General features: G+C 59.2%; 18 protein-coding genes and 3 tRNA genes. 18 read left to right on the top strand and 3 right to left on the bottom strand.

Translation table 11 applies throughout. The features are described 5' to 3' along the window. Nucleotides 1-7 precede the first annotated feature (7 nt). The 14 genes from folP (at nucleotide 8) to BLT00_RS19950 (ending at nucleotide 12785) form a co-directional block, all read left to right on the top strand. Nucleotides 8-859, top strand: coding sequence for a dihydropteroate synthase (folP, locus tag BLT00_RS20015; RefSeq protein ID WP_092146116.1), 852 nt, complete (start codon nucleotides 8-10; stop codon nucleotides 857-859). A gap of 16 nt (nucleotides 860-875) precedes the next feature. Beyond that, complete coding sequence (glmM, locus tag BLT00_RS20010; RefSeq protein WP_063322983.1) at nucleotides 876-2213, top strand: phosphoglucosamine mutase; 1338 nt, start codon at nucleotides 876-878, stop codon at nucleotides 2211-2213. A gap of 66 nt (nucleotides 2214-2279) precedes the next feature. Beyond that, entirely contained in the window at nucleotides 2280-3035 is a 756-nt protein-coding gene (tpiA, locus tag BLT00_RS20005) for a triose-phosphate isomerase (protein ID WP_063322982.1), read from the top strand. Nucleotides 3036-3039: 4 nt separating this feature from the next. Then, nucleotides 3040-3423: a preprotein translocase subunit SecG gene (secG, locus tag BLT00_RS20000; protein WP_003197714.1), complete on the top strand. Its 384-nt coding sequence runs from the start codon at nucleotides 3040-3042 to the stop codon at nucleotides 3421-3423. A gap of 21 nt (nucleotides 3424-3444) precedes the next feature. Further along, nucleotides 3445-3530 (top strand) — tRNA-Leu (locus tag BLT00_RS19995). A 97-nt stretch (nucleotides 3531-3627) separates the two neighbouring features. Beyond that, nucleotides 3628-3704, top strand: a tRNA-Met gene (locus tag BLT00_RS19990). Nucleotides 3705-3844: 140 nt separating this feature from the next. Beyond that, entirely contained in the window at nucleotides 3845-4303 is a 459-nt protein-coding gene (gene rimP, locus BLT00_RS19985; protein ID WP_013692254.1) for a ribosome maturation factor RimP, read from the top strand. Between the two features lie 59 nt (nucleotides 4304-4362). After that, the gene (nusA, locus tag BLT00_RS19980) at nucleotides 4363-5844 is read left to right on the top strand and encodes a transcription termination factor NusA (RefSeq protein ID WP_003177868.1); all 1482 of its coding nucleotides are present in this window, start codon (nucleotides 4363-4365) and stop codon (nucleotides 5842-5844) included. A gap of 27 nt (nucleotides 5845-5871) precedes the next feature. Further along, nucleotides 5872-8391 (top strand): translation initiation factor IF-2, encoded by a 2520-nt coding sequence (infB, locus tag BLT00_RS19975; RefSeq protein WP_063322981.1) that lies wholly within the window; start codon nucleotides 5872-5874, stop codon nucleotides 8389-8391. Nucleotides 8392-8550: 159 nt separating this feature from the next. Beyond that, the gene (gene rbfA, locus BLT00_RS19970; RefSeq protein WP_003177871.1) at nucleotides 8551-8952 is read left to right on the top strand and encodes a 30S ribosome-binding factor RbfA; all 402 of its coding nucleotides are present in this window, start codon (nucleotides 8551-8553) and stop codon (nucleotides 8950-8952) included. A 4-nt stretch (nucleotides 8953-8956) separates the two neighbouring features. Next, nucleotides 8957-9874, top strand: a complete 918-nt coding sequence (gene truB / locus BLT00_RS19965) for a tRNA pseudouridine(55) synthase TruB (protein ID WP_063322980.1) — start codon at nucleotides 8957-8959, stop codon at nucleotides 9872-9874. 143 nt (nucleotides 9875-10017) lie between these two features. Beyond that, entirely contained in the window at nucleotides 10018-10287 is a 270-nt protein-coding gene (gene rpsO / locus BLT00_RS19960) for a 30S ribosomal protein S15 (RefSeq protein WP_011332409.1), read from the top strand. Between the two features lie 194 nt (nucleotides 10288-10481). Further along, on the top strand, nucleotides 10482-12587 hold the full coding sequence (gene pnp / locus BLT00_RS19955; protein WP_003197725.1) for a polyribonucleotide nucleotidyltransferase: 2106 nt from the start codon (nucleotides 10482-10484) through the stop codon (nucleotides 12585-12587). 125 nt (nucleotides 12588-12712) lie between these two features. Continuing rightward, nucleotides 12713-12785, top strand: a tRNA-Thr gene (locus BLT00_RS19950). A gap of 21 nt (nucleotides 12786-12806) precedes the next feature. Here the strand turns inward: BLT00_RS19950 and BLT00_RS19945 are convergent. Continuing rightward, on the bottom strand, nucleotides 12807-13148 hold the full coding sequence (locus BLT00_RS19945) for a type II toxin-antitoxin system HicB family antitoxin (RefSeq protein ID WP_092146114.1): 342 nt from the start codon (nucleotides 13146-13148) through the stop codon (nucleotides 12807-12809). Beyond that, on the bottom strand, nucleotides 13145-13396 hold the full coding sequence (locus tag BLT00_RS19940; RefSeq protein WP_092146112.1) for a type II toxin-antitoxin system HicA family toxin: 252 nt from the start codon (nucleotides 13394-13396) through the stop codon (nucleotides 13145-13147). Before BLT00_RS19940 ends, BLT00_RS19945 begins: the two co-directional genes overlap by 4 nt. A gap of 358 nt (nucleotides 13397-13754) precedes the next feature. Here BLT00_RS19940 and BLT00_RS19935 point away from each other — a divergent pair, with 358 nt between their 5' ends. Beyond that, nucleotides 13755-14060, top strand: a complete 306-nt coding sequence (locus BLT00_RS19935) for a DUF6388 family protein (protein ID WP_053213286.1) — start codon at nucleotides 13755-13757, stop codon at nucleotides 14058-14060. A 74-nt stretch (nucleotides 14061-14134) separates the two neighbouring features. Here BLT00_RS19935 and nadC read toward each other — a convergent pair whose 3' ends face one another. Further along, nucleotides 14135-14983, bottom strand: coding sequence for a carboxylating nicotinate-nucleotide diphosphorylase (nadC, locus tag BLT00_RS19930; RefSeq protein WP_092146110.1), 849 nt, complete (start codon nucleotides 14981-14983; stop codon nucleotides 14135-14137). Between the two features lie 226 nt (nucleotides 14984-15209). On the opposite strand from nadC, the gene BLT00_RS19925 reads away from it, so the two are divergent. From BLT00_RS19925 to ampE, 3 genes are all read left to right on the top strand, one after another. Beyond that, nucleotides 15210-17411, top strand: coding sequence for a DUF1631 domain-containing protein (locus BLT00_RS19925; RefSeq protein WP_092146108.1), 2202 nt, complete (start codon nucleotides 15210-15212; stop codon nucleotides 17409-17411). A 64-nt stretch (nucleotides 17412-17475) separates the two neighbouring features. After that, the gene (gene ampD / locus BLT00_RS19920) at nucleotides 17476-18036 is read left to right on the top strand and encodes a 1,6-anhydro-N-acetylmuramyl-L-alanine amidase AmpD (protein ID WP_063322976.1); all 561 of its coding nucleotides are present in this window, start codon (nucleotides 17476-17478) and stop codon (nucleotides 18034-18036) included. After that, nucleotides 18033-18869: a regulatory signaling modulator protein AmpE gene (gene ampE, locus BLT00_RS19915; protein WP_092146106.1), complete on the top strand. Its 837-nt coding sequence runs from the start codon at nucleotides 18033-18035 to the stop codon at nucleotides 18867-18869. The genes ampD and ampE overlap by 4 nt, the downstream gene beginning before the upstream one ends. The last annotated feature ends 119 nt before the right edge of the window (nucleotides 18870-18988 follow it).

The raw sequence follows: 18988 nt of genomic DNA, 5'->3' as shown, positions 1-18988 counted from the left end.
GCTTGAAATGACTTCTGTTCAGTCCTCGACCCGGTTGCCTTGCGGCAACCGGGTTCTTGATTTGGCCCATGCGCATGTCATGGGTATTCTCAATGTCACGCCTGATTCCTTTTCCGATGGTGGTCGATTCAACCAGCTCGATGCTGCGCTGCGACATGCCGAGGCCATGGTGGCCGAGGGCGCAACGCTGATCGATGTGGGTGGTGAATCGACCCGGCCGGGCGCGCGTGCGGTCTCGCCTACTGAAGAGCTGGAGCGAGTGGCGCCGATTGTCGAGCGCATCCATCGCGAACTTGATGTCATTATCTCGGTCGATACGTCCACGCCTGCGGTCATGCGTGAGACTGCGCGGCTGGGGGCGGGCCTGATCAACGATGTTCGGTCCTTGCGGCGCGATGGTGCCCTGGACGCGGCGGCGGCCACCGGGTTGCCGGTGTGCCTGATGCATATGCTTGGCGAGCCGGGGACCATGCAGAATGACCCGCACTATGAGGATGTGACCAGGGAGGTAGGTGAGTTCCTGGTGGAGCGTCTGGATCGGTGCGCCGCCGCGGGCATTCCCGCCGAGCGGATCATTCTTGACCCCGGGTTCGGCTTTGCCAAGACCCTGGCTCACAACCTGAGCTTGTTCAAACATATGGAAGCTTTGCATGCCCTGGGGCGGCCCCTGTTGGTTGGGGTCTCGCGAAAGAGCATGATAGGCAATGCCTTGGGCCGCCCGGTGGGTGAGCGCCTGTATGGCGGTCTCGCTCTTGCGGCCTTGGCCCTTGCCAAAGGTGCACGCATATTGCGCGTGCACGATGTAGCCGAAACGATGGATGTCGTGCGGATGATCGCAGCTGTGGATTCAGCCGAATAAGAATGACGGAGCACTTATGAGCAAGAAATACTTTGGCACCGACGGTATTCGTGGTCGGGTCGGCGAATACCCTATTACCCCTGATTTCATGCTCAAGCTCGGCTGGGCGGCCGGCATGGCATTTCGCAAAATGGGCGCGTGCAAGGTGCTGGTCGGCAAGGACACGCGAATTTCCGGCTACATGTTCGAATCGGCACTCGAGGCCGGCCTGACATCGGCGGGCGCCGATGTGATGCTGCTTGGCCCGATGCCGACGCCAGCCATTGCCTACCTGACGCGTACGTTCCAGGCCCAGGCAGGCATCGTGATCAGCGCCTCGCACAACCCTCATGATGACAACGGCATCAAGTTCTTCTCCGGCCAGGGTACCAAGCTGCCGGATGATATCGAGCTGATGATCGAAGAGCTGCTGGACACGCCGATGACTGTGGTTGAGTCGAGCAAAATCGGCAAAGTGTCGCGGATCAACGATGCGTCGGGTCGCTACATCGAGTTCTGCAAAGGCAGTGTGCCGACCGGTACCAGTTTTTCCGGCCTGAAAATCGTCGTCGATTGCGCCCATGGGGCAACCTATAAAGTTGCGCCGAGCGTCTTTCGCGAGTTGGGCGCCGAGGTGGTGGTGCTTTCCGCCCAGCCTAATGGCCTGAACATCAATCATAACTGTGGCTCCACCCATACCGAGGCGTTGCAGGCTGCGGTACTGGCTGAGCAGGCCGATCTCGGGATCGCCTTCGATGGCGACGGCGATCGGGTCCTGATGGTCGATCACACCGGCACGGTTGTCGATGGTGACGAGCTGCTGTTCATCATCGCCCGTGACCTGCATGGACGCGGCAAGCTGCAGGGCGGCGTGGTTGGTACGTTGATGAGCAACCTCGGGCTTGAACTGGCCCTGGCGGACCTGGATATCCCGTTCGTGCGGGCTAACGTGGGTGACCGCTACGTGATCTCGGAGCTGCTGGAGCGTAACTGGGTGATCGGGGGTGAGAACTCCGGCCACATCGTATGCTTCGACCATACCACCACGGGTGATGCGATCATTGCAGCCTTGCAGGTGCTGATGGCGCTCAAGGCGCGTAACGAAGGGCTCGCACAGTCGCGCCAGGCATTGCGCAAATGCCCGCAAGTGTTGATCAACGTGCGTTTCGGTGGCGGTGTGAATCCTCTCGAGCATGCGAAGGTCAAGCAGGCCAGTGAGCATGTGACGCAGGCGATGGCGGGGCGTGGGCGCGTGTTGTTGCGCAAGTCCGGCACAGAGCCTTTGGTGCGCGTCATGGTTGAAGGAGAGGATGAAGCGCAAGTTCGCGGTTATGCCGAAGAGCTGGCAAAACTGGTTACTGAAGTTTCTGCCTGAATTCGGCTTGCCAGTCATGAATCGGTTGGGTAACATCTGCGCCCACTTTGACCGACGAGGTACAGCATGCGTCGCCCTATGGTAGCTGGTAACTGGAAGATGCACGGTACCCGCGCCAGCGTCGCTGAGCTGATCAAGGGCCTTCGTCATCTGGCCTTGCCTAGCGGTGTTGATGTCGCGGTGTTCCCGCCTTGCTTGTATATCAATCAAGTGGTTGATGGCTTGAAAGGTAAGTCGATTTCGGTCGGCGCGCAGAACTCTGCGGTGGAATCCATGCAGGGTGCGTTGACCGGTGAGATTGCGCCGAGTCAGTTGGTGGATGCGGGTTGTTCCCTGGTCCTGATTGGACATTCCGAGCGTCGCCAGATCATGGGCGAGCAGGATAAGGCCCTGATTCGCAAATTTTCTGCGGCCCAGGCCTGTGGTCTGATCCCGGTGCTGTGTGTAGGGGAAACCCGGGAGCAGCGCGAGGCCGGAAAGACTCTTGAAGTTGTCGGGCGTCAGCTGGGTGGCATCATCGAAGAGTTGGGTGTCGATGCTTTTGCAAAGGCAGTCATTGCCTACGAGCCGGTCTGGGCCATTGGCACCGGGCTGACGGCTTCGCCGCAACAGGCGCAGGATGTGCACGCCGCCATCCGCGCGCAGTTGGCGGCAGAGAATTCTGAAGTGGCACGAGGTGTGCGGCTTCTATACGGCGGCAGCGTGAAGGCGGCCAATGCGGCCGAACTGTTCGGCATGCCGGATATCGATGGGGGGCTCATTGGTGGAGCGTCCCTGAATGCAGATGAGTTCGGTGCGATCTGTCGCGCCGCGGGAAACTGAAAAAATGCTGGAAACAGTCGTAGTCGTTTTTCATCTGCTGGGTGCACTGGGTGTAGTTGCCCTCGTATTGCTGCAGCAGGGTAAAGGTGCGGATGCTGGTGCGTCTTTCGGTGCAGGTGCTTCAAATACTGTGTTCGGAAGCCAAGGTTCCTCTACCTTTCTTAGTAAGTTTACTGCTATACTTGCCGCCGGTTTCTTCATGACCAGCTTAGGGTTAGGTTACTTTGCTAAAGAGAAAGCTCATGAGCTGACTCAAGTAGGTTTGCCAAACCCAGCGGTACTGGAAGCGCCTAAGCAACAACCGGCTTCTGATGATGTCCCGGTGCTTCAAGAGCAAAAGTCGGCCAACCCGGCGACTGACGTACCTCCAGCTCAAGAGCAGAAGTAAGAAGGTTTCAAACGCTGTATTGCCGAGGTGGTGGAATTGGTAGACACGCAACCTTGAGGTGGTTGTGCCCATAGGGTGTAGGGGTTCGAGTCCCCTTCTCGGTACCAATTATCAGGAGAGCCCGCGATTGCGGGCTTTCTTGTAGGTGGAAGGGTTACATTGACCCTGTAAGGGATCGGTCGTATACTTCCGCCCCAGCTTTGTCGCGGGATGGAGCAGTCTGGTAGCTCGTCGGGCTCATAACCCGAAGGTCGTCGGTTCAAATCCGGCTCCCGCAACCAGTTTCAGGGGCCCCTTCCAAGGGGCTTTTTGTTAGCTGGACACTTTATAACGCCGCTGTTCGACGGCGTTTCAGGGATGGGCGATTCGCCCATTTTTTTTTATTTGCACAGCATGCACAAACATGCACGAGGGGGTTCAGGTGTCGAGCAAGCTAGAACAGTTGCAGGCCTTGTTGGCCCCGGTGGTCGTGGCCCTTGGCTATGAATGCTGGGGTATTGAGTTCTCGGCTCAAGGTCGCCACTCACTGTTGCGCGTTTATATCGATAAGGAAGGCGGCGTGTTGGTGGATGATTGCGCCATCGTCAGCCGTCAGATCAGCGGTGTACTGGATGTTGAAGATCCAATCACCTCCGAATACACCCTTGAAGTTTCCTCGCCAGGCATGGAGCGCCCCCTGTTCACACTTGAACAGTTCGCTTCGTTTGCCGGTGAACAAGTGAAGATCAAGCTGCGCTCGCCTTTCGAAGGTCGACGCAACTTCCAAGGCCTTCTGCGCGGTGTAGAAGAGCAGGACGTCGTGGTGCAGGTAGATGACCATGAGTTCCTGTTGCCGATCGATATGATCGACAAGGCCAACATTATTCCCAGTTTTGACTGATACGTGCCAGATACTGCGGATCCCGCGGATCCAATGGCTTGCGAAAGGCGAGGCGTACGATGAGCAAAGAAGTACTGCTGGTTGTTGAGTCGGTATCCAATGAAAAGGGCGTACCGGCTAACGTTATTTTTGAAGCGCTGGAGCTGGCTCTGGCCACTGCTACCAAGAAGCGGTTTGAAGACGAAGTTGATTTGCGTGTGGAAATCAATCGCCACACCGGTGCCTACGAGACTTTCCGTCGCTGGACGGTGGTCGAGGAAGCCGACCTGGATGATCCGGCTATCGAAACCTGGCCGAGCAAGGTTGCAGAAACGCATCCGGGCGCCAAGGTCGGTGATGTAGTAGAAGAAAAAATCGAGTCCATTGAGTTCGGTCGCATCGCTGCACAGACTGCCAAGCAGGTTATTGTGCAGAAAGTTCGCGAAGCCGAGCGCGCGCAAGTCGTCGACGCTTATCGCGAGCGCCTGGGGGAAATCATCTCCGGCACCGTGAAAAAAGTGACCCGCGACAACGTGATCGTCGACCTGGGCAACAACGCCGAAGCGTTGCTGGCTCGCGAAGACATCATCTCTCGCGAAACTTTCCGGGTCGGCGTGCGTTTGCGTGCGCTGCTCAAGGAAATCCGCACCGAGAACCGCGGCCCACAGTTGATCCTGTCGCGTACCGCGCCGGAAATGCTGATCGAGTTGTTCCGCATCGAAGTGCCGGAAATTGCCGAAGGCCTGATCGAAGTGATGGCCGCCTCCCGTGATCCGGGTTCGCGTGCCAAGATCGCGGTCCGCTCCAAGGACAAGCGCATCGACCCGCAAGGTGCCTGCATCGGCATGCGTGGTTCGCGTGTCCAGGCCGTATCCGGCGAGTTGGGCGGCGAGCGTGTGGACATCGTCCTGTGGGACGACAACCCGGCTCAGTTCGTGATCAATGCCATGTCGCCTGCTGAAGTGGCGGCAATTATCGTCGACGAAGATGCCCACGCCATGGACATCGCCGTTGGCGCAGACAATCTGGCTCAGGCCATCGGTCGCGGTGGTCAGAACGTACGTCTGGCCAGCCAGTTGACTGGCTGGACCCTGAACGTGATGACCGAATCGGACATCCAGGCTAAACAGCAAGCTGAAACCGGCGACATCCTGCGCAACTTCATCGAAGAGCTTGAAGTCGATGAAGAGCTGGCGCAGGTGCTGGTGGATGAGGGTTTTACCAGCCTGGAAGAGATTGCCTACGTACCGGTGGAGGAAATGCTCAACATCGACGGCTTTGACGAGGAGATCGTCAACGAGCTTCGCGCTCGGGCCAAGGATCGTTTGTTGACCAAAGCCATCGCTACTGAGGAAAAGCTGGCAGACGCCCATCCGGCCGAAGACCTGCTCTCGCTTGAGGGCATGGACAAGGATTTGGCGATGGAACTGGCGGTGCGCGGCGTAATTACCCGCGAAGACCTGGCCGAGCAGTCTATTGACGATCTGCTCGACATCGACGGCATTGACGATGATCGTGCCGGCAAGTTGATCATGGCCGCCCGAGCCCACTGGTTCGAGTAATTAGGCGCGGCCTGAGGAGAGAAGTGCATGACGCAAGTCACGGTGAAACAACTGGCCGATGAGGTCAAAACACCGGTAGAGCGCCTGTTGCAGCAGATGCGTGAGGCAGGTCTGCCGCACACCGCCGCCGAGGAACATGTGACCGACAGTGAGAAGCAGTCCCTGCTGACTCACCTGAAGAGCAGTCACAAGGCGAAAGTGGAAGAACCGCGCAAGATCACTCTGCAGCGTAAAACCACCAGCACCCTGCGTGTTGCCGGTAGCAAAAGCATCAGCGTTGAAGTACGCAAGAAGAAAGTCTTCGTACAGCGCAGCCCGGAAGAAATCGAAGCCGAGCGCAAACGCGAACAGGAAGAACGTCGCGCAGTAGAAAATGCTGCTCGTCAGAAGGCTGAAGAAGAAGCCAAGCGTCGCGCCGAAGAAGAAGCGCGTCGCCAGCCTGCTGCTGCGCAAGCTGCTCCGGTAGAAGCCGTCGAGGCTGTTGCCCCGGTAGCCGAGCCTGTGCGCGAAGCCGCTCCAGTCGTGGCTGCGGCTCCGGCTCCAGCCGACACTCGCAAGCGCGACGAACAGCGTCGTCCCGACAAGCCACGTGCCGACGACAACCGTCGTGGCAGTGGCGATGGCGAGCGCAAGAACGCGCCTCATCGTGCTTCGGTCAAGGAAAAGGCACCAGCGCCACGCGTTGCGCCACGTACCACCGACGAAGAAAGCGACGGTTTCCGTCGTGGCGGTCGCGGCAAGGCCAAGCTGAAGAAACGCAACGCCCACGGTTTCCAGAGCCCTACCGGCCCTGTCGTGCGTGAAGTGAAGATCGGCGAGACCATCACTGTGGGCGATCTGGCCCAGCAGATGTCGGTCAAGGCTGCTGAAATCATCAAGTTCATGTTCAAGCTGGGTACGCCAGCCACCATCAACCAGGTACTGGACCAGGAAACTGCCCAACTGGTTGCTGAAGAGCTGGGCCACAAAGTGACCCTGGTCAGCGACACTGCCCTGGAAGATTCCCTGGCCGAGTCCCTGAAGTTTGAAGGTGAGGCGGTTTCCCGTGCACCGGTCGTGACCGTCATGGGCCACGTTGACCACGGTAAAACGTCCCTGCTCGACTATATTCGTCGTGCGAAGGTTGCGGCAGGTGAGGCTGGCGGTATTACCCAGCACATCGGCGCCTACCACGTTGAAACCGACCGCGGCATGGTGACGTTCCTCGACACCCCGGGTCACGCCGCGTTTACCGCGATGCGTGCCCGTGGTGCCAAGGCGACCGACATCGTGATCCTGGTGGTTGCAGCGGACGACGGCGTGATGCCGCAAACCATCGAAGCCGTTCAGCATGCCCAGGCAGCTGGCGTGCCGCTGGTGGTTGCAGTGAACAAGATCGACAAGCCGGGCGCCGATCTCGATCGCATCCGCAGCGAACTGTCGGTCCACGGCGTGACCTCCGAAGAGTGGGGTGGCGACACTCCATTCGTTCCGGTCTCGGCGAAGATGGGTACCGGCGTTGACGAACTGCTCGAAGCCGTTCTGTTGCAAGCCGAGGTTCTGGAACTGACCGCTACACCTTCGGCTCCAGGCCGTGGTGTGGTCGTTGAATCGCGCCTCGACAAGGGCCGTGGTCCGGTTGCGACCGTCCTGGTTCAAGACGGTACCCTGCGCCAAGGCGACATGGTGCTGGTCGGTTCGAACTACGGCCGTGTACGTGCCATGCTCGACGAGAACGGCAAGTCCATCAAGGAAGCCGGCCCGGCTATCCCGGTCGAGATCCTCGGCCTGGACGGCACCCCGGATGCTGGCGACGAGATGAGCGTTGTGGCTGACGAGAAGAAAGCCCGTGAAGTGGCTCTGTTCCGTCAAGGCAAGTTCCGCGAAGTCAAACTGGCTCGTGCTCACGCTGGCAAGCTGGAAAACATCTTCGAGAACATGGGTCAGGAAGAGAAGAAGACGCTCAACATCGTCCTCAAATCCGACGTCCGTGGTTCGCTCGAAGCGTTGAACGGTGCCTTGAACGGCCTGGGTAACGACGAAGTGCAAGTGCGTGTGGTCGGTGGCGGTGTCGGTGGTATCACCGAATCCGACGCCAACCTGGCACTGGCCTCCAACGCTGTACTGTTCGGCTTCAACGTGCGTGCCGATGCCGGCGCTCGCAAGATCGTCGAGCAGGAAGGCCTGGATATGCGTTACTACAACGTGATCTACGACATCATCGAAGACGTCAAGAAAGCGTTGACCGGTATGCTGGGCAGCGACGTGCGGGAGAACATCCTGGGTGTTGCCGAAGTTCGCGACGTGTTCCGTTCGCCGAAGTTTGGTGCCATCGCCGGTTGCATGGTGATCGAGGGTGTTGTTCACCGTAACCGTCCGATCCGTGTACTGCGTGAAGACATCGTGATCTTCGAAGGCGAGCTGGAATCCTTGCGCCGCTTCAAGGATGACGCTTCCGAAGTACGTGCCGGCATGGAGTGCGGTATTGGCGTCAAGAGCTACAACGACGTCAAGGTCGGCGACAAGATCGAAGTCTTCGAGAAGGTCCAGGTTGCTCGCAGCCTCTGACTCGCGCACTTCAAGAGCCGCACCGGGCAGCCGCATGAACATGCACTGCCTGGTTGGCGGACTCTAAATGCAACGCCCGGTCTGGCTTTTGCCAGGCCGGGCGTTTGCCGCTTTCAGACCTCGCGGGTTTCACCGTGGGGCAGTAACAGGTAACAAGACATGGCAAAAGAATACAGCCGTACCCAACGAATCGGCGATCAGATGCAGCGCGAGCTGGCCCAGCTGATCCGTCGCGAAGTCAAAGACCCGCGCGTCGGCCTGGTCACCATTACCGCAGTGGAAGTCAGCCGTGACGTTGGTCATGCGAAGATTTTCATCACCGTGATGGGCCAGGACAGCGCCGAAGAAATCGCCCAGAGCATCAAGGTGCTCAACTCGGCCGCCGGCTTCCTGCGTATGCAGCTGGCCCGGGAGATGAAACTGCGCAGCGTCCCACAGTTGCACTTCCACTACGACGAAAGCGTCGTGCGGGGAGCGCATCTGTCGGCGTTGATCGAACGCGCCGTGGCTGAAGACAGTCAGCACCCGGTTGCGGCTGAACCTGAAGACACCAAGGAGTAATTCGGTGGCTCAGGTCAAACGTATCCGTCGTAACGTCAGCGGCATCATCCTGCTCGACAAACCGTTGGGGTTCACGTCCAACGCGGCGTTGCAGAAGGTTCGCTGGCTGCTCAATGCTGAAAAGGCCGGGCACACCGGTAGCCTCGATCCGCTGGCCACCGGCGTGCTGCCGCTGTGCTTTGGCGAGGCGACCAAGTTTTCCCAGTACCTGCTCGATTCCGACAAGGGTTATGAAACCCTGGCGCAACTGGGCAAGACAACCACCACGGCGGATGCCGAAGGTGAGGTTTTGCTTGAGCGCCCGGTGACCGTTGGTCAGGCCGATATCGAAGCGGTGTTGCCGAAATTTCGCGGGCAAATCAGTCAGATACCGCCGATGTACTCGGCTCTGAAGCGTGATGGCCAACCGCTGTATAAACTGGCTCGTGCAGGCGAAGTAGTGGAGCGTGAACCGCGTTCTGTTACTATTGCGCGCTTGGAATTGCTGGCCTTTGACGGTAATACTGTGCGGCTGGCCGTGGATTGCAGCAAGGGCACCTATATCCGGACCCTGGTGGAGGATATTGGTGAACAGCTCGGCTGTGGTGCGTACGTGGCAGAATTGCGACGGACCCAGGCCGGGCCTTTCACGTTGGCCCAGACGGTCACGCTGGAAGAGCTTGAAGCGGTCCATGCCGAAGGCGGCAACGAAGCGGTCGACCGTTTCCTGATGCCATCGGACAGCGGGTTGCTGGATTGGCCGCTGTTGCAGTTCTCGGAACACAGCGCGTTCTACTGGCTCAATGGCCAGCCGGTACGTGCCCCGGATGCGCCGAAGTTCGGCATGGTCCGGGTACAGGATCATAATGGTCGCTTCATCGGTATAGGTGAAGTGAGCGAAGACGGGCGCATTGCGCCGCGTCGACTGATTCGGTCGGAATGACCGGAACCAGCCTGCGTAACAGCAGGTTGGCGAGTGTGGCTGTTAACAGGCACGGTCACTACTCATTTATAGATACAGGGATTTGTCCCTGGCCTGTTGAAGCTGTTTCCTCGGAACAGTTTCCTGACTAAAAGGATTGCCTCATGGCTCTCGACGTTCAAGAAAAAGCTCAAATCGTAGCTGACTACCAGCAAGCTGTTGGTGACACTGGTTCGCCAGAAGTGCAAGTTGCACTGCTGACCGCCAACATCAACAAACTGCAAGGTCACTTCAAGGCCAACGGTAAGGATCACCACTCCCGTCGTGGTCTGATCCGCATGGTAAACCAGCGTCGTAAGCTGCTGGACTACCTGAAAGGCAAGGACGTGAGCCGTTACAGCGCTCTGATCGCTCGCCTGGGTCTGCGTCGCTAATCAGCGATTGCGCTAGAGGTTGGTGGTCTGTCGTACGTCAGTGGGTTTCCCGCTGGCGCATGGCAGGCTCCCAGCCTCAAGTTTTATCTGGATACACGCTTTACCCTGGACAAACGTCGGGCCGATTCCCGTCATTGCCCAAGAATTTCGCAAGAAGACAAGTTCCCCAAGAGCCACAAAGAAGGTAGGACACCGTGAACCCGGTAATCAAAAAATTCCAGTTCGGTCAGTCGACCGTTACCCTCGAGACTGGCCGTATCGCCCGTCAGGCCTCCGGCGCAGTGCTGGTCACCGTTGACGACGACGTCAGCGTATTGGTGACCGTTGTCGGTGCCAAGCAAGCCGATCCAGGCAAGGGCTTCTTCCCTCTGTCTGTTCACTACCAGGAAAAGACTTACGCTGCCGGTAAGATCCCTGGCGGTTTCTTCAAGCGCGAAGGCCGTCCTTCCGAGAAAGAAACCCTGACTTCCCGACTGATCGACCGTCCGATCCGTCCGCTGTTCCCAGAAGGCTTCATGAACGAAGTGCAGGTCGTCTGCACCGTCGTGTCCACCAGCAAGAAAACCGATCCGGACATCGCTGCGATGATCGGTACCTCGGCTGCCCTGGCCATCTCCGGTATTCCTTTCGATGGCCCGATCGGCGCTGCCCGCGTTGCGTTCCACGAAAGCACCGGCTACCTGCTGAACCCGACCTACGAGCAACTGAAAGCCTCGAGCCTGGACATGGTCGTGGCCGGTACTTCCGAAGCCGTGCTGATGGTTGAATCCGAAGCCAAGGAACTGACCGAAGACCAGATGCTGGGCGCCGTACTGTTCGCCCACGACGAGTTCCAGGTGGTGATCAACGCCGTCAAGGAACTGGCCGCCGAAGCCGCCAAGCCAACCTGGACCTGGGCTCCGCAAGCCGAAGCCACCGAGTTGCTGGGCGCGATCCGTGCCGAGTTCGGCGAAGCGATCTCCCAGGCCTACACCATCACCGTCAAGGCCGACCGTTATGCACGCCTGGGCGAGCTGAAAGACCAGGTCGTTGCCAAGCTGTCCGGCGAAGAAGGCCAGCCATCGGCCAGCGACGTCAAAGCCGCTTTCGGTGAAATCGAATACCGCACCGTTCGCGAAAACATCGTCAACGGCAAGCCGCGTATCGACGGTCGCGACACCCGCACCGTACGTCCGCTGAACATCGAAGTCGGCGTTCTGCCAAAGACCCACGGTTCGGCACTGTTCACCCGTGGCGAAACCCAGGCGCTGGTCGTTGCAACACTGGGCACCGCCCGTGACGCGCAACTGCTGGACACCCTGGAAGGCGAAAAGAAAGACCCGTTCATGCTGCACTACAACTTCCCGCCGTTCTCGGTGGGCGAGTGTGGTCGCATGGGTGGCGCCGGTCGTCGCGAAATCGGTCACGGCCGTCTGGCCCGTCGTTCGGTCCAGGCCATGCTGCCTGCCGCTGACGTGTTCCCGTACACCATTCGCGTGGTATCGGAAATCACCGAGTCCAACGGTTCGAGCTCGATGGCTTCGGTCTGCGGCGCTTCCCTGGCCCTGATGGACGCCGGTGTGCCGATGAAGGCACCGGTTGCCGGTATCGCCATGGGTCTGGTCAAAGAGGGCGAGAAATTCGCCGTCCTGACCGACATCCTGGGTGACGAAGACCACCTGGGCGACATGGACTTCAAAGTGGCCGGTACCGCCAAAGGCGTCACCGCACTGCAGATGGACATCAAGATCAAGGGCATCACCGAAGAGATCATGGAAATCGCCCTGGGCCAGGCCCTGGAAGCGCGCCTGAACATCCTCGGTCAGATGAACCAGATCATCGGTCAGTCCCGTACCGAGCTGTCGGAAAACGCTCCGACCATGATCGCGATGAAAATCGACACCGACAAAATCCGTGATGTCATCGGTAAAGGCGGCGCGACCATCCGTGCGATCTGTGAAGAAACCAAGGCTTCGATCGACATCGAAGACGACGGTTCGATCAAGATCTTCGGTGAAACCAAGGAAGCGGCAGAAGCGGCACGCCAGCGCGTCCTGGGCATCACTGCCGAAGCCGAGATCGGCAAGATCTACGTCGGCAAGGTTGAGCGCATCGTCGACTTCGGCGCGTTCGTCAACATCCTGCCGGGCAAGGACGGTCTGGTTCACATCTCCATGCTGAGCGATGCTCGCGTCGAGAAGGTGACCGACATCCTCAAGGAAGGCCAGGAAGTGGAAGTGCTGGTACTGGACGTGGACAACCGCGGCCGTATCAAGCTGTCCATCAAGGACGTCGCAGCAGCCAAGGCATCGGGCGTTTAATCACCCCATCGCCTAACCGCTGAACAAGCAAGCGCCCCGACTGGTTCGGGGCGTTTTGCTGTGTGACGAAAATCCCTGTGTCGCGGGTTGCCTGGCCGCAGGGGACGATGCTAGGTTTAGCCACCGCCCGTGTAGCTCAGTCGGTAGAGCAGCGCACTCGTAACGCGAAGGTCGCAGGTTCGATTCCTGTCTCGGGCAAAAATTTTTTCGCCCACGCTTTTATGCGTGATGCTGTAGATATTCGTTCAGTGCTTGGCGTGTCAGGTCGTTCAGCGATACATTTTGACGAGTCGCAGCCAAAGCCGCTGCCAAATGTAGATCGTGACCGATGCGAACATTGAACGATCCTTTGCAGGGTATTTCTGGCTTCTGGCCTAGCTGCTGGCAGGTCTGTAGATAATCATCTACGGATTCGCGAAAAGCCGTTTCCAATTCGGCCACCGTTTGTCCCTCATAGCTCACCAGCGCCTGTATGAATAAGAGCTTTCCGAACAGGCATTTATCTTCGGTGCTCGCTTCAATCGAGCCGACGTAGCCCTTGTAGTGCAGCTGGGTGCTCATGGGATCAGGCCTCCTGTTTTCAATTGCTCAATAATCTGGCGTCTTACGTACATTTTGAGCTCATTACCTGGATGCGGCTTGTGTAAGCTGATCATTGCACCTGGGTCGCCATTATCGAATTTAACTCGACTGCCAGAGCCTTCCAGTTGGGAGTAACCCAGGCGACGTAATAGGGTGATGAGTTGCGGCCAAGTAAATGAGCCTTGTTCATTGAGCAGCTTTGCGAGGTTTTTTTCATTTTTTGACATAAGCGCTTTTCGTTGCGACTGAATATAGTTGCAGGCGTCAGGGCGGTCAATGAGAAGGCTTTGGTCATTGAGCCTCAGTGCTGAAGTAATGGAATATTTATAAGGGCTGAATCCCCGCCCATGGAAACGAGAAACTGTAACCGGACGCATATCTCGTTCCTCCACTCGATTCCGGTTGTTGCACTGGCTTGCGTCTCTGTTAGGATTCCTTGTCCCAAAAAGTCAAACACCTTTGTTTTCAGATGATCCCCGAATGGTTCTGAAGGCCAGATAAACCGGGCTTCACACGGTTTTTTGCGTCAGAGAGATCCTTGATGATCCAGATCCATCTTCCATTCCCCAGATCAGCGAGAACGCCATGACCGTTAAAGCATTGACCCAAGAAGCCAGGCACGAAGAAGCGCTGAAAAAATACGTACTGGACGCGCCCCAGTTGCTGGAAGAGATCAAGGACTTGCCCGCCGACGATCAGAAAGACCAGATCCAATGGGCATTCGAGGACGAGGCCGAAGCCCAGGGGCTGCAGCCTTGGGAGTTGACGCTCAAGTACACCAGTACGCCTGAGGAATTCGAGGCGCAGCGCCTTGCGTTGCACAAGGAAGCGGCCGAGGTGTTGGGTGTGGAGTGGGATGAGTACTGCGAGATGAACAATCTGGTGGTTTAACGGCAGCTACAAGCTACAAGCTACAAGACAAGCGCGGAACAGCTTGAAGCTTGTAGCTTGCGGCTCGAAGCTGCTCAGAGACTGAGCCGCATCGATAGATCCACTGCCTTCACATCCTTGGTCATCGCGCCGATCGAGATGTAGTCCACCCCAGTCTCGGCAATCGGGCGCAACGTGCTTTCGTTGATCCCGCCGCTGGCCTCCAGCTTCGCCTTGCCGCCATTGAGGCGTACGGCTTCACGCATGTCGTCCAGGCTCAGTTCGTCGAGCATGATGATGTCGGCGTCGGCCGCAAGCGCTTCTTTCAATTCCGCCAGGCTTTCCACTTCGACTTCCACCGGTTTGCCCGGTGCGATCTTGTGGGCGGCAGCGATGGCCTGGGCGATCCCGCCGCAGGCAGCGATGTGGTTTTCCTTGATCAGGAACGCATCGTACAGGCCGATGCGGTGGTTATGGCAGCCACCGCAGGTGACCGCGTACTTCTGGGCCAGGCGCAGGCCGGGCAGGGTCTTGCGGGTGTCCAGCAGCTTGACCTGCGTGCCTGCGACAAAGTCGGCCAGGTAACGGGCCCGCGTGGCGACGCCCGAGAGCATTTGCAGGAAGTTCAGCGCGCTGCGTTCGCCGGTCAGCAGCGAGCGGGCCGGGCCTTCCAGGTGGAACAGCACTTGATCGGGGTTGACCCGGTCGCCGTCGTGCACTTGCCAATGTACCGCGACACGCGGGTCCAGTTGCCGGAACACGGCATCGACCCAGGCCGTGCCACTGATGATTGCCGCGTCGCGGGTGATGATGGTGGCCTTGGCCAGGCGTTCGGCGGGGATCAGTTGCGCGGTGATGTCGCCGCTGCCGATGTCTTCAAGCAACGCACGGCGCACGTTGGCTTCGATTTCGGCGGTCAGATCGGCGAGGCGTAGATTCGGCATAACGGGCTCCACAAACAAAGTGGCCTGATTATAGGGTGTCGAAACCTGCATTTGGTCGCGTCCTCGCAACATTTCCTTATTTCCCAGGTCACTTATTGCGCCGTATTTCGAGATGGATCACAGAGTGTGCTGGTACGACAGGGCTGTTTTACCCGATAATCCGCCTTTCGATTGACGTCATAGCTTTGACGTTACGAGCCGCAGAAAGCCGTTTCAGGAGGCCAGGATGCACAACGACGGGAATGTAGTGCCTTTGCACAAGGTCGCTACCGATCAGGCGAGCCCCTCGCCGCTCGCCCGCCTGCCTGTGATTCTGCTTCAGGTTCGCGACAAGGCCGCCCAGCAGTTGCGCCTGGGCTTGCAAGGGTTGTTCGATAATGCCGACGACACCTTGTTTGAAATGGCCGACCGGGCGCGCGACGACGTCGAGCAGAACCTGTACTTCGAGGCCATGCGGGACTTGCGCCTGAAGCGTAAAAGCATCGAGCGTGAATTCATCGAGCAGTTTTTCGAGACCTTCGTCAGCCTCGCCCAATACGACCTGACTCACGCCAGCCTGGCGCCAGACAGCCAAATCCAGCGCTCCCAGGACGACCTGGAGCGGCATCTGGCGGTCGAGGCGATGGTCACTCGGGTGCTCAGGCGCGATGGCGTGTCGCTGGAACAACTGACGGCCCGGCTCAGTGTGCTGCTGGCCCGACCGCTGGCCAATCAGCACAATCCCCTGAGCCCGGCATTGCTGTGCGAGAAGTTCCTGCAGGCCGGGCGCAACCTGGGCGTGGGAATCAAGGTCAAGCTGATCCTGCTCAAGCTGTTCGAGCGTTATGTGCTCAGCGATTGCGACCAACTCTATACCGAGGCCAACCAGTTGCTGGCCGCCACCGGCATCCTGCCAGAGCTCAAGGTCACGCTGGCGCGCCGGGCGTCGGATCGCACCGAGGATAACCCCAGGCCCAACGCCGAGATAGCTGCCAAGCCCAGCGATGCCGAGGTGGATGACAGCGTGCAGGAAGTGTTTGCCGCCTTGCAGAAACTGTTGATGCAGGTGCGTGGTACTGTGGCGCCGACCTTGGAGCTCAGCGCGCCGCCCCAGCCGATTTCTACCCGTGACCTGCTGCGGCTGCTCTCTCATTTACAGCAATACGTGCCGGCGCCTGCCGTTCACGACGAGTTCGATTTGCGTAGCCAGCTCGAACAACTGTTGACCCGGGTCAGCGTCAGGAGTGGCAAGTCTCGCGTGGTCGAAGGTGCCGATGAGGACGTGATCAACCTGATCTCGATGATGTTCGAATTCATCCTCGACGATCACAACCTGCCAGACTCTTTCAAGGCCCTGATCGGCCGCCTGCAAATCCCGATGCTCAAGGTCGCGGTGCAGGACAAGAGTTTCTTCAGCCGCGGCAATCATCCGGCCCGGCGACTGCTTAACGAAATCGCGGCTGCGGCCATGGGCTGGGGTGATTGCGACGATCATCAGCGCGACAGCCTCTACCTGCGCATCGAGCAGGTGGTGCAGCGCTTATTGAATGATTTTGTCGATGACCCGGCGATTTTCTCCGAGTTGCTGGCCGACTTCCTGGCCTTCACCAGTGACGAGCGGCGCCGCAGTGAGCTGCTCGAACAGCGCATCCGCGATGCCGAAGAGGGCCGGGCCAAGGCCGAACTGGCGCGCCAGCGCGTCGAAGGGGCGCTGAACCAGGTGATGTTGGGCAAAGTCCTGCCACAAGCGGTGGTGGAGTTCGTGCAACACGCCTGGAGCCAGGTGTTGCTGCTGACGTGCTTCAAGCATGGCAAGTATTCCGCCGAGTGGCAGGCCGACGTCTTGACCCTGGAGCAATTGATCTGGAGCGTCCAGCCTCATGATGAACCCGATGCCGGCCTGCGTTTGTTGGCGATAGTGCCCGAACTGCTCAAGGCCCTGCGTGAAGGCTTGAGTCGCTCGGCGTTCGATCCGTTCGCCACCAGCGAATTTTTCAGTGAGCTGGAAGCCCTGCATGTGCAGGCGCTCGAGCGCACCGGCCAAGCGACGGAACAGGCCGAGTCGTTCACTTCACCGGTCATGGTCGAGGTGCTGGAGAAAATCGTCTTGCGGCCCCCTCAAAAGTCGGCGGGGGAGAGCGTGGCGGTGCATTTGCCGGCCGATGACGTGGGTCTGCTGCAGGTCGACCAGTTGCACCTGGGAAGCTGGGTCGAGTTCCAGGAGGACGATGACAACACCCTGCGTTGCAAGCTGGCGGCGATCATCGAGGCCACCGGCAAATACGTCTTCGTCAATCGCACCGGCCTCAAGGTATTGGAGCACAGCCGCACCAGCCTGGCCCTGGAGTTTCGCCGTGGCGCGGCGCGGCTGCTGGACGACACCCTGTTGTTCGACCGCGCGCTGGAGTCGGTGCTGGGCAATCTGCGTCAGCTCAATCGCGGCAAGTGATCGCGCGGCCCGGTCCGATCACGGCATACTGGCGGCATTCACCGTCGTCATCGAAGGAACCTGTATGCAGTTGGACTCCGCGAGCGGTTGGTGCGAGGGGGTGCGTCATTGCCCATCGCCCAACTTCAATGCGCGCCCCGAGGGCGAAATCTCCCTGCTGGTGATCCACAACATCAGCCTGCCACCGGCACAATTCGCCACGGGCAAGGTGCAGGAATTCTTCCAGAATCGTCTGGATGTCACGGAACATCCCTACTTTGTCGGTATCGCCGATCTGCGGGTTTCTGCGCATTTCCTGATCGAGCGTGACGGCGCCGTGACCCAATTTGTCTCTTGTCTGGATCGCGCGTGGCATGCGGGGGTCTCGTGCTTCGAGGGGCGTGAGGCCTGTAATGATTTTTCCCTGGGCATCGAGCTCGAAGGCACGGATGATCTGCCGTTCACCGACGCGCAATATGTCGCATTGGTGGACCTGACCCGGCAGTTGCAAGCGGCGTTCAGGGCGATCACTGTGCAGCGTATCTGCGGGCACAGCGACATCGCCCCGGGGCGCAAGACCGATCCGGGACCGGCATTCGACTGGGTGCGCTATCGCGCGGCCCTGACAGAAGGGGAAGGACAATGAGTTTTCTGGTGTTGCTGCTGGCCGTCTGGATCGAGAAGTTCTCGGCCTTGCGCCAGCGGGTCCAGCGTGACGGCGGTTGGCTGCACGAGCTGAACAAGCTCGAGGCGAGCCCACGTTGGGTCAACCGACCCTGGCTGGTGCTGACGGTGATGGTTTTGCTACCCGTGGCGCTGCTGGCGTTGCTGCTCTGGGTGCTGGAGCCGGTGGCCTACGGTCTGTTGGCGCTGCCAGTGCATTTGCTGGTGGTGATTTACAGCCTGGGGCGCGGTGATCTGCTGGCCGGCCTCGGGCCGTTTCGCGATGCGTGGCGTCGGGAAGACCTGCAAGCGGCGGCCCATGTCGCCAAGCGCGACCTGGACATTGAAGCCAATGACGGTGAGCAGTTGCTGGAGCGTGTCCAGGGGCATTTGTTGTGGCAGGCCTACCAGAGCTTCTTTGCGGTGATTTTCTGGTACTTCGTGTTGGGCCCGGTCGCGGCCTTGAGCTATCGGCTGCTGGCGCTGGCCGCCGAGAACAGCCAGAACCCCGGTGTGGCCGAGCGGGCCGCACAAATGCGCCATGCCTTCGATTGGGTGCCGGTGCGGTTGCTGGCGGCAAGCTTCGCCCTGGTGGGGAATTTCGTCGCGGTCAGCCGGGTCATGTTGCATGAACTGCTGAACTGGAACATCAGCGCCGCCGACCTTATCGACAAGGTCGGCCTGGTGGCAGGCGAGATCCCCCGGCCCGTCGCCGGACCGGACGGCATCAACAGCCTGGACCGTCTCTGGGAATTGCTGCTGCGTGCGGCAGTGCTCTGGTATGCCGGGTTTGCGTTGTGGACGGTGTTGGCCTGATCAACGTAAGCAGGGTTGTGGCCAGGCGCTTTTGTGGCGAGGGAGCTTGCTCCCGCTCGGTTGCGCAGCAACCGAAAACCTGGGCAAGCGATTTTCCTGAAGGCTCTCGGAGGCCTGCT

This window comes from Pseudomonas sp. NFACC51, from assembly GCF_900103575.1.
Classification (GTDB): domain Bacteria; phylum Pseudomonadota; class Gammaproteobacteria; order Pseudomonadales; family Pseudomonadaceae; genus Aquipseudomonas; species Aquipseudomonas fluorescens_Q.
Note: the sequence above shows the minus strand (reverse complement) of the source record. Positions and strands in the feature narration are given on the sequence as shown.

Coding starts and splice junctions, on each gene's coding strand:
- folP (WP_092146116.1), top strand. CDS start 8: ATGACTTCTGTTCAGTCCTCGACCCGGTTGCCTTGCGGCAACCGGGTT.
- glmM (WP_063322983.1), top strand. CDS start 876: ATGAGCAAGAAATACTTTGGCACCGACGGTATTCGTGGTCGGGTCGGC.
- tpiA (WP_063322982.1), top strand. CDS start 2,280: ATGCGTCGCCCTATGGTAGCTGGTAACTGGAAGATGCACGGTACCCGC.
- secG (WP_003197714.1), top strand. CDS start 3,040: ATGCTGGAAACAGTCGTAGTCGTTTTTCATCTGCTGGGTGCACTGGGT.
- nusA (WP_003177868.1), top strand. CDS start 4,363: ATGAGCAAAGAAGTACTGCTGGTTGTTGAGTCGGTATCCAATGAAAAG.
- infB (WP_063322981.1), top strand. CDS start 5,872: ATGACGCAAGTCACGGTGAAACAACTGGCCGATGAGGTCAAAACACCG.
- rbfA (WP_003177871.1), top strand. CDS start 8,551: ATGGCAAAAGAATACAGCCGTACCCAACGAATCGGCGATCAGATGCAG.
- rpsO (WP_011332409.1), top strand. CDS start 10,018: ATGGCTCTCGACGTTCAAGAAAAAGCTCAAATCGTAGCTGACTACCAG.
- BLT00_RS19945 (WP_092146114.1), bottom strand. CDS start 13,148: ATGAGCACCCAGCTGCACTACAAGGGCTACGTCGGCTCGATTGAAGCG.
- BLT00_RS19940 (WP_092146112.1), bottom strand. CDS start 13,396: ATGTCAAAAAATGAAAAAAACCTCGCAAAGCTGCTCAATGAACAAGGC.
- BLT00_RS19935 (WP_053213286.1), top strand. CDS start 13,755: ATGACCGTTAAAGCATTGACCCAAGAAGCCAGGCACGAAGAAGCGCTG.
- nadC (WP_092146110.1), bottom strand. CDS start 14,983: ATGCCGAATCTACGCCTCGCCGATCTGACCGCCGAAATCGAAGCCAAC.
- BLT00_RS19925 (WP_092146108.1), top strand. CDS start 15,210: ATGCACAACGACGGGAATGTAGTGCCTTTGCACAAGGTCGCTACCGAT.
- ampD (WP_063322976.1), top strand. CDS start 17,476: ATGCAGTTGGACTCCGCGAGCGGTTGGTGCGAGGGGGTGCGTCATTGC.
- ampE (WP_092146106.1), top strand. CDS start 18,033: ATGAGTTTTCTGGTGTTGCTGCTGGCCGTCTGGATCGAGAAGTTCTCG.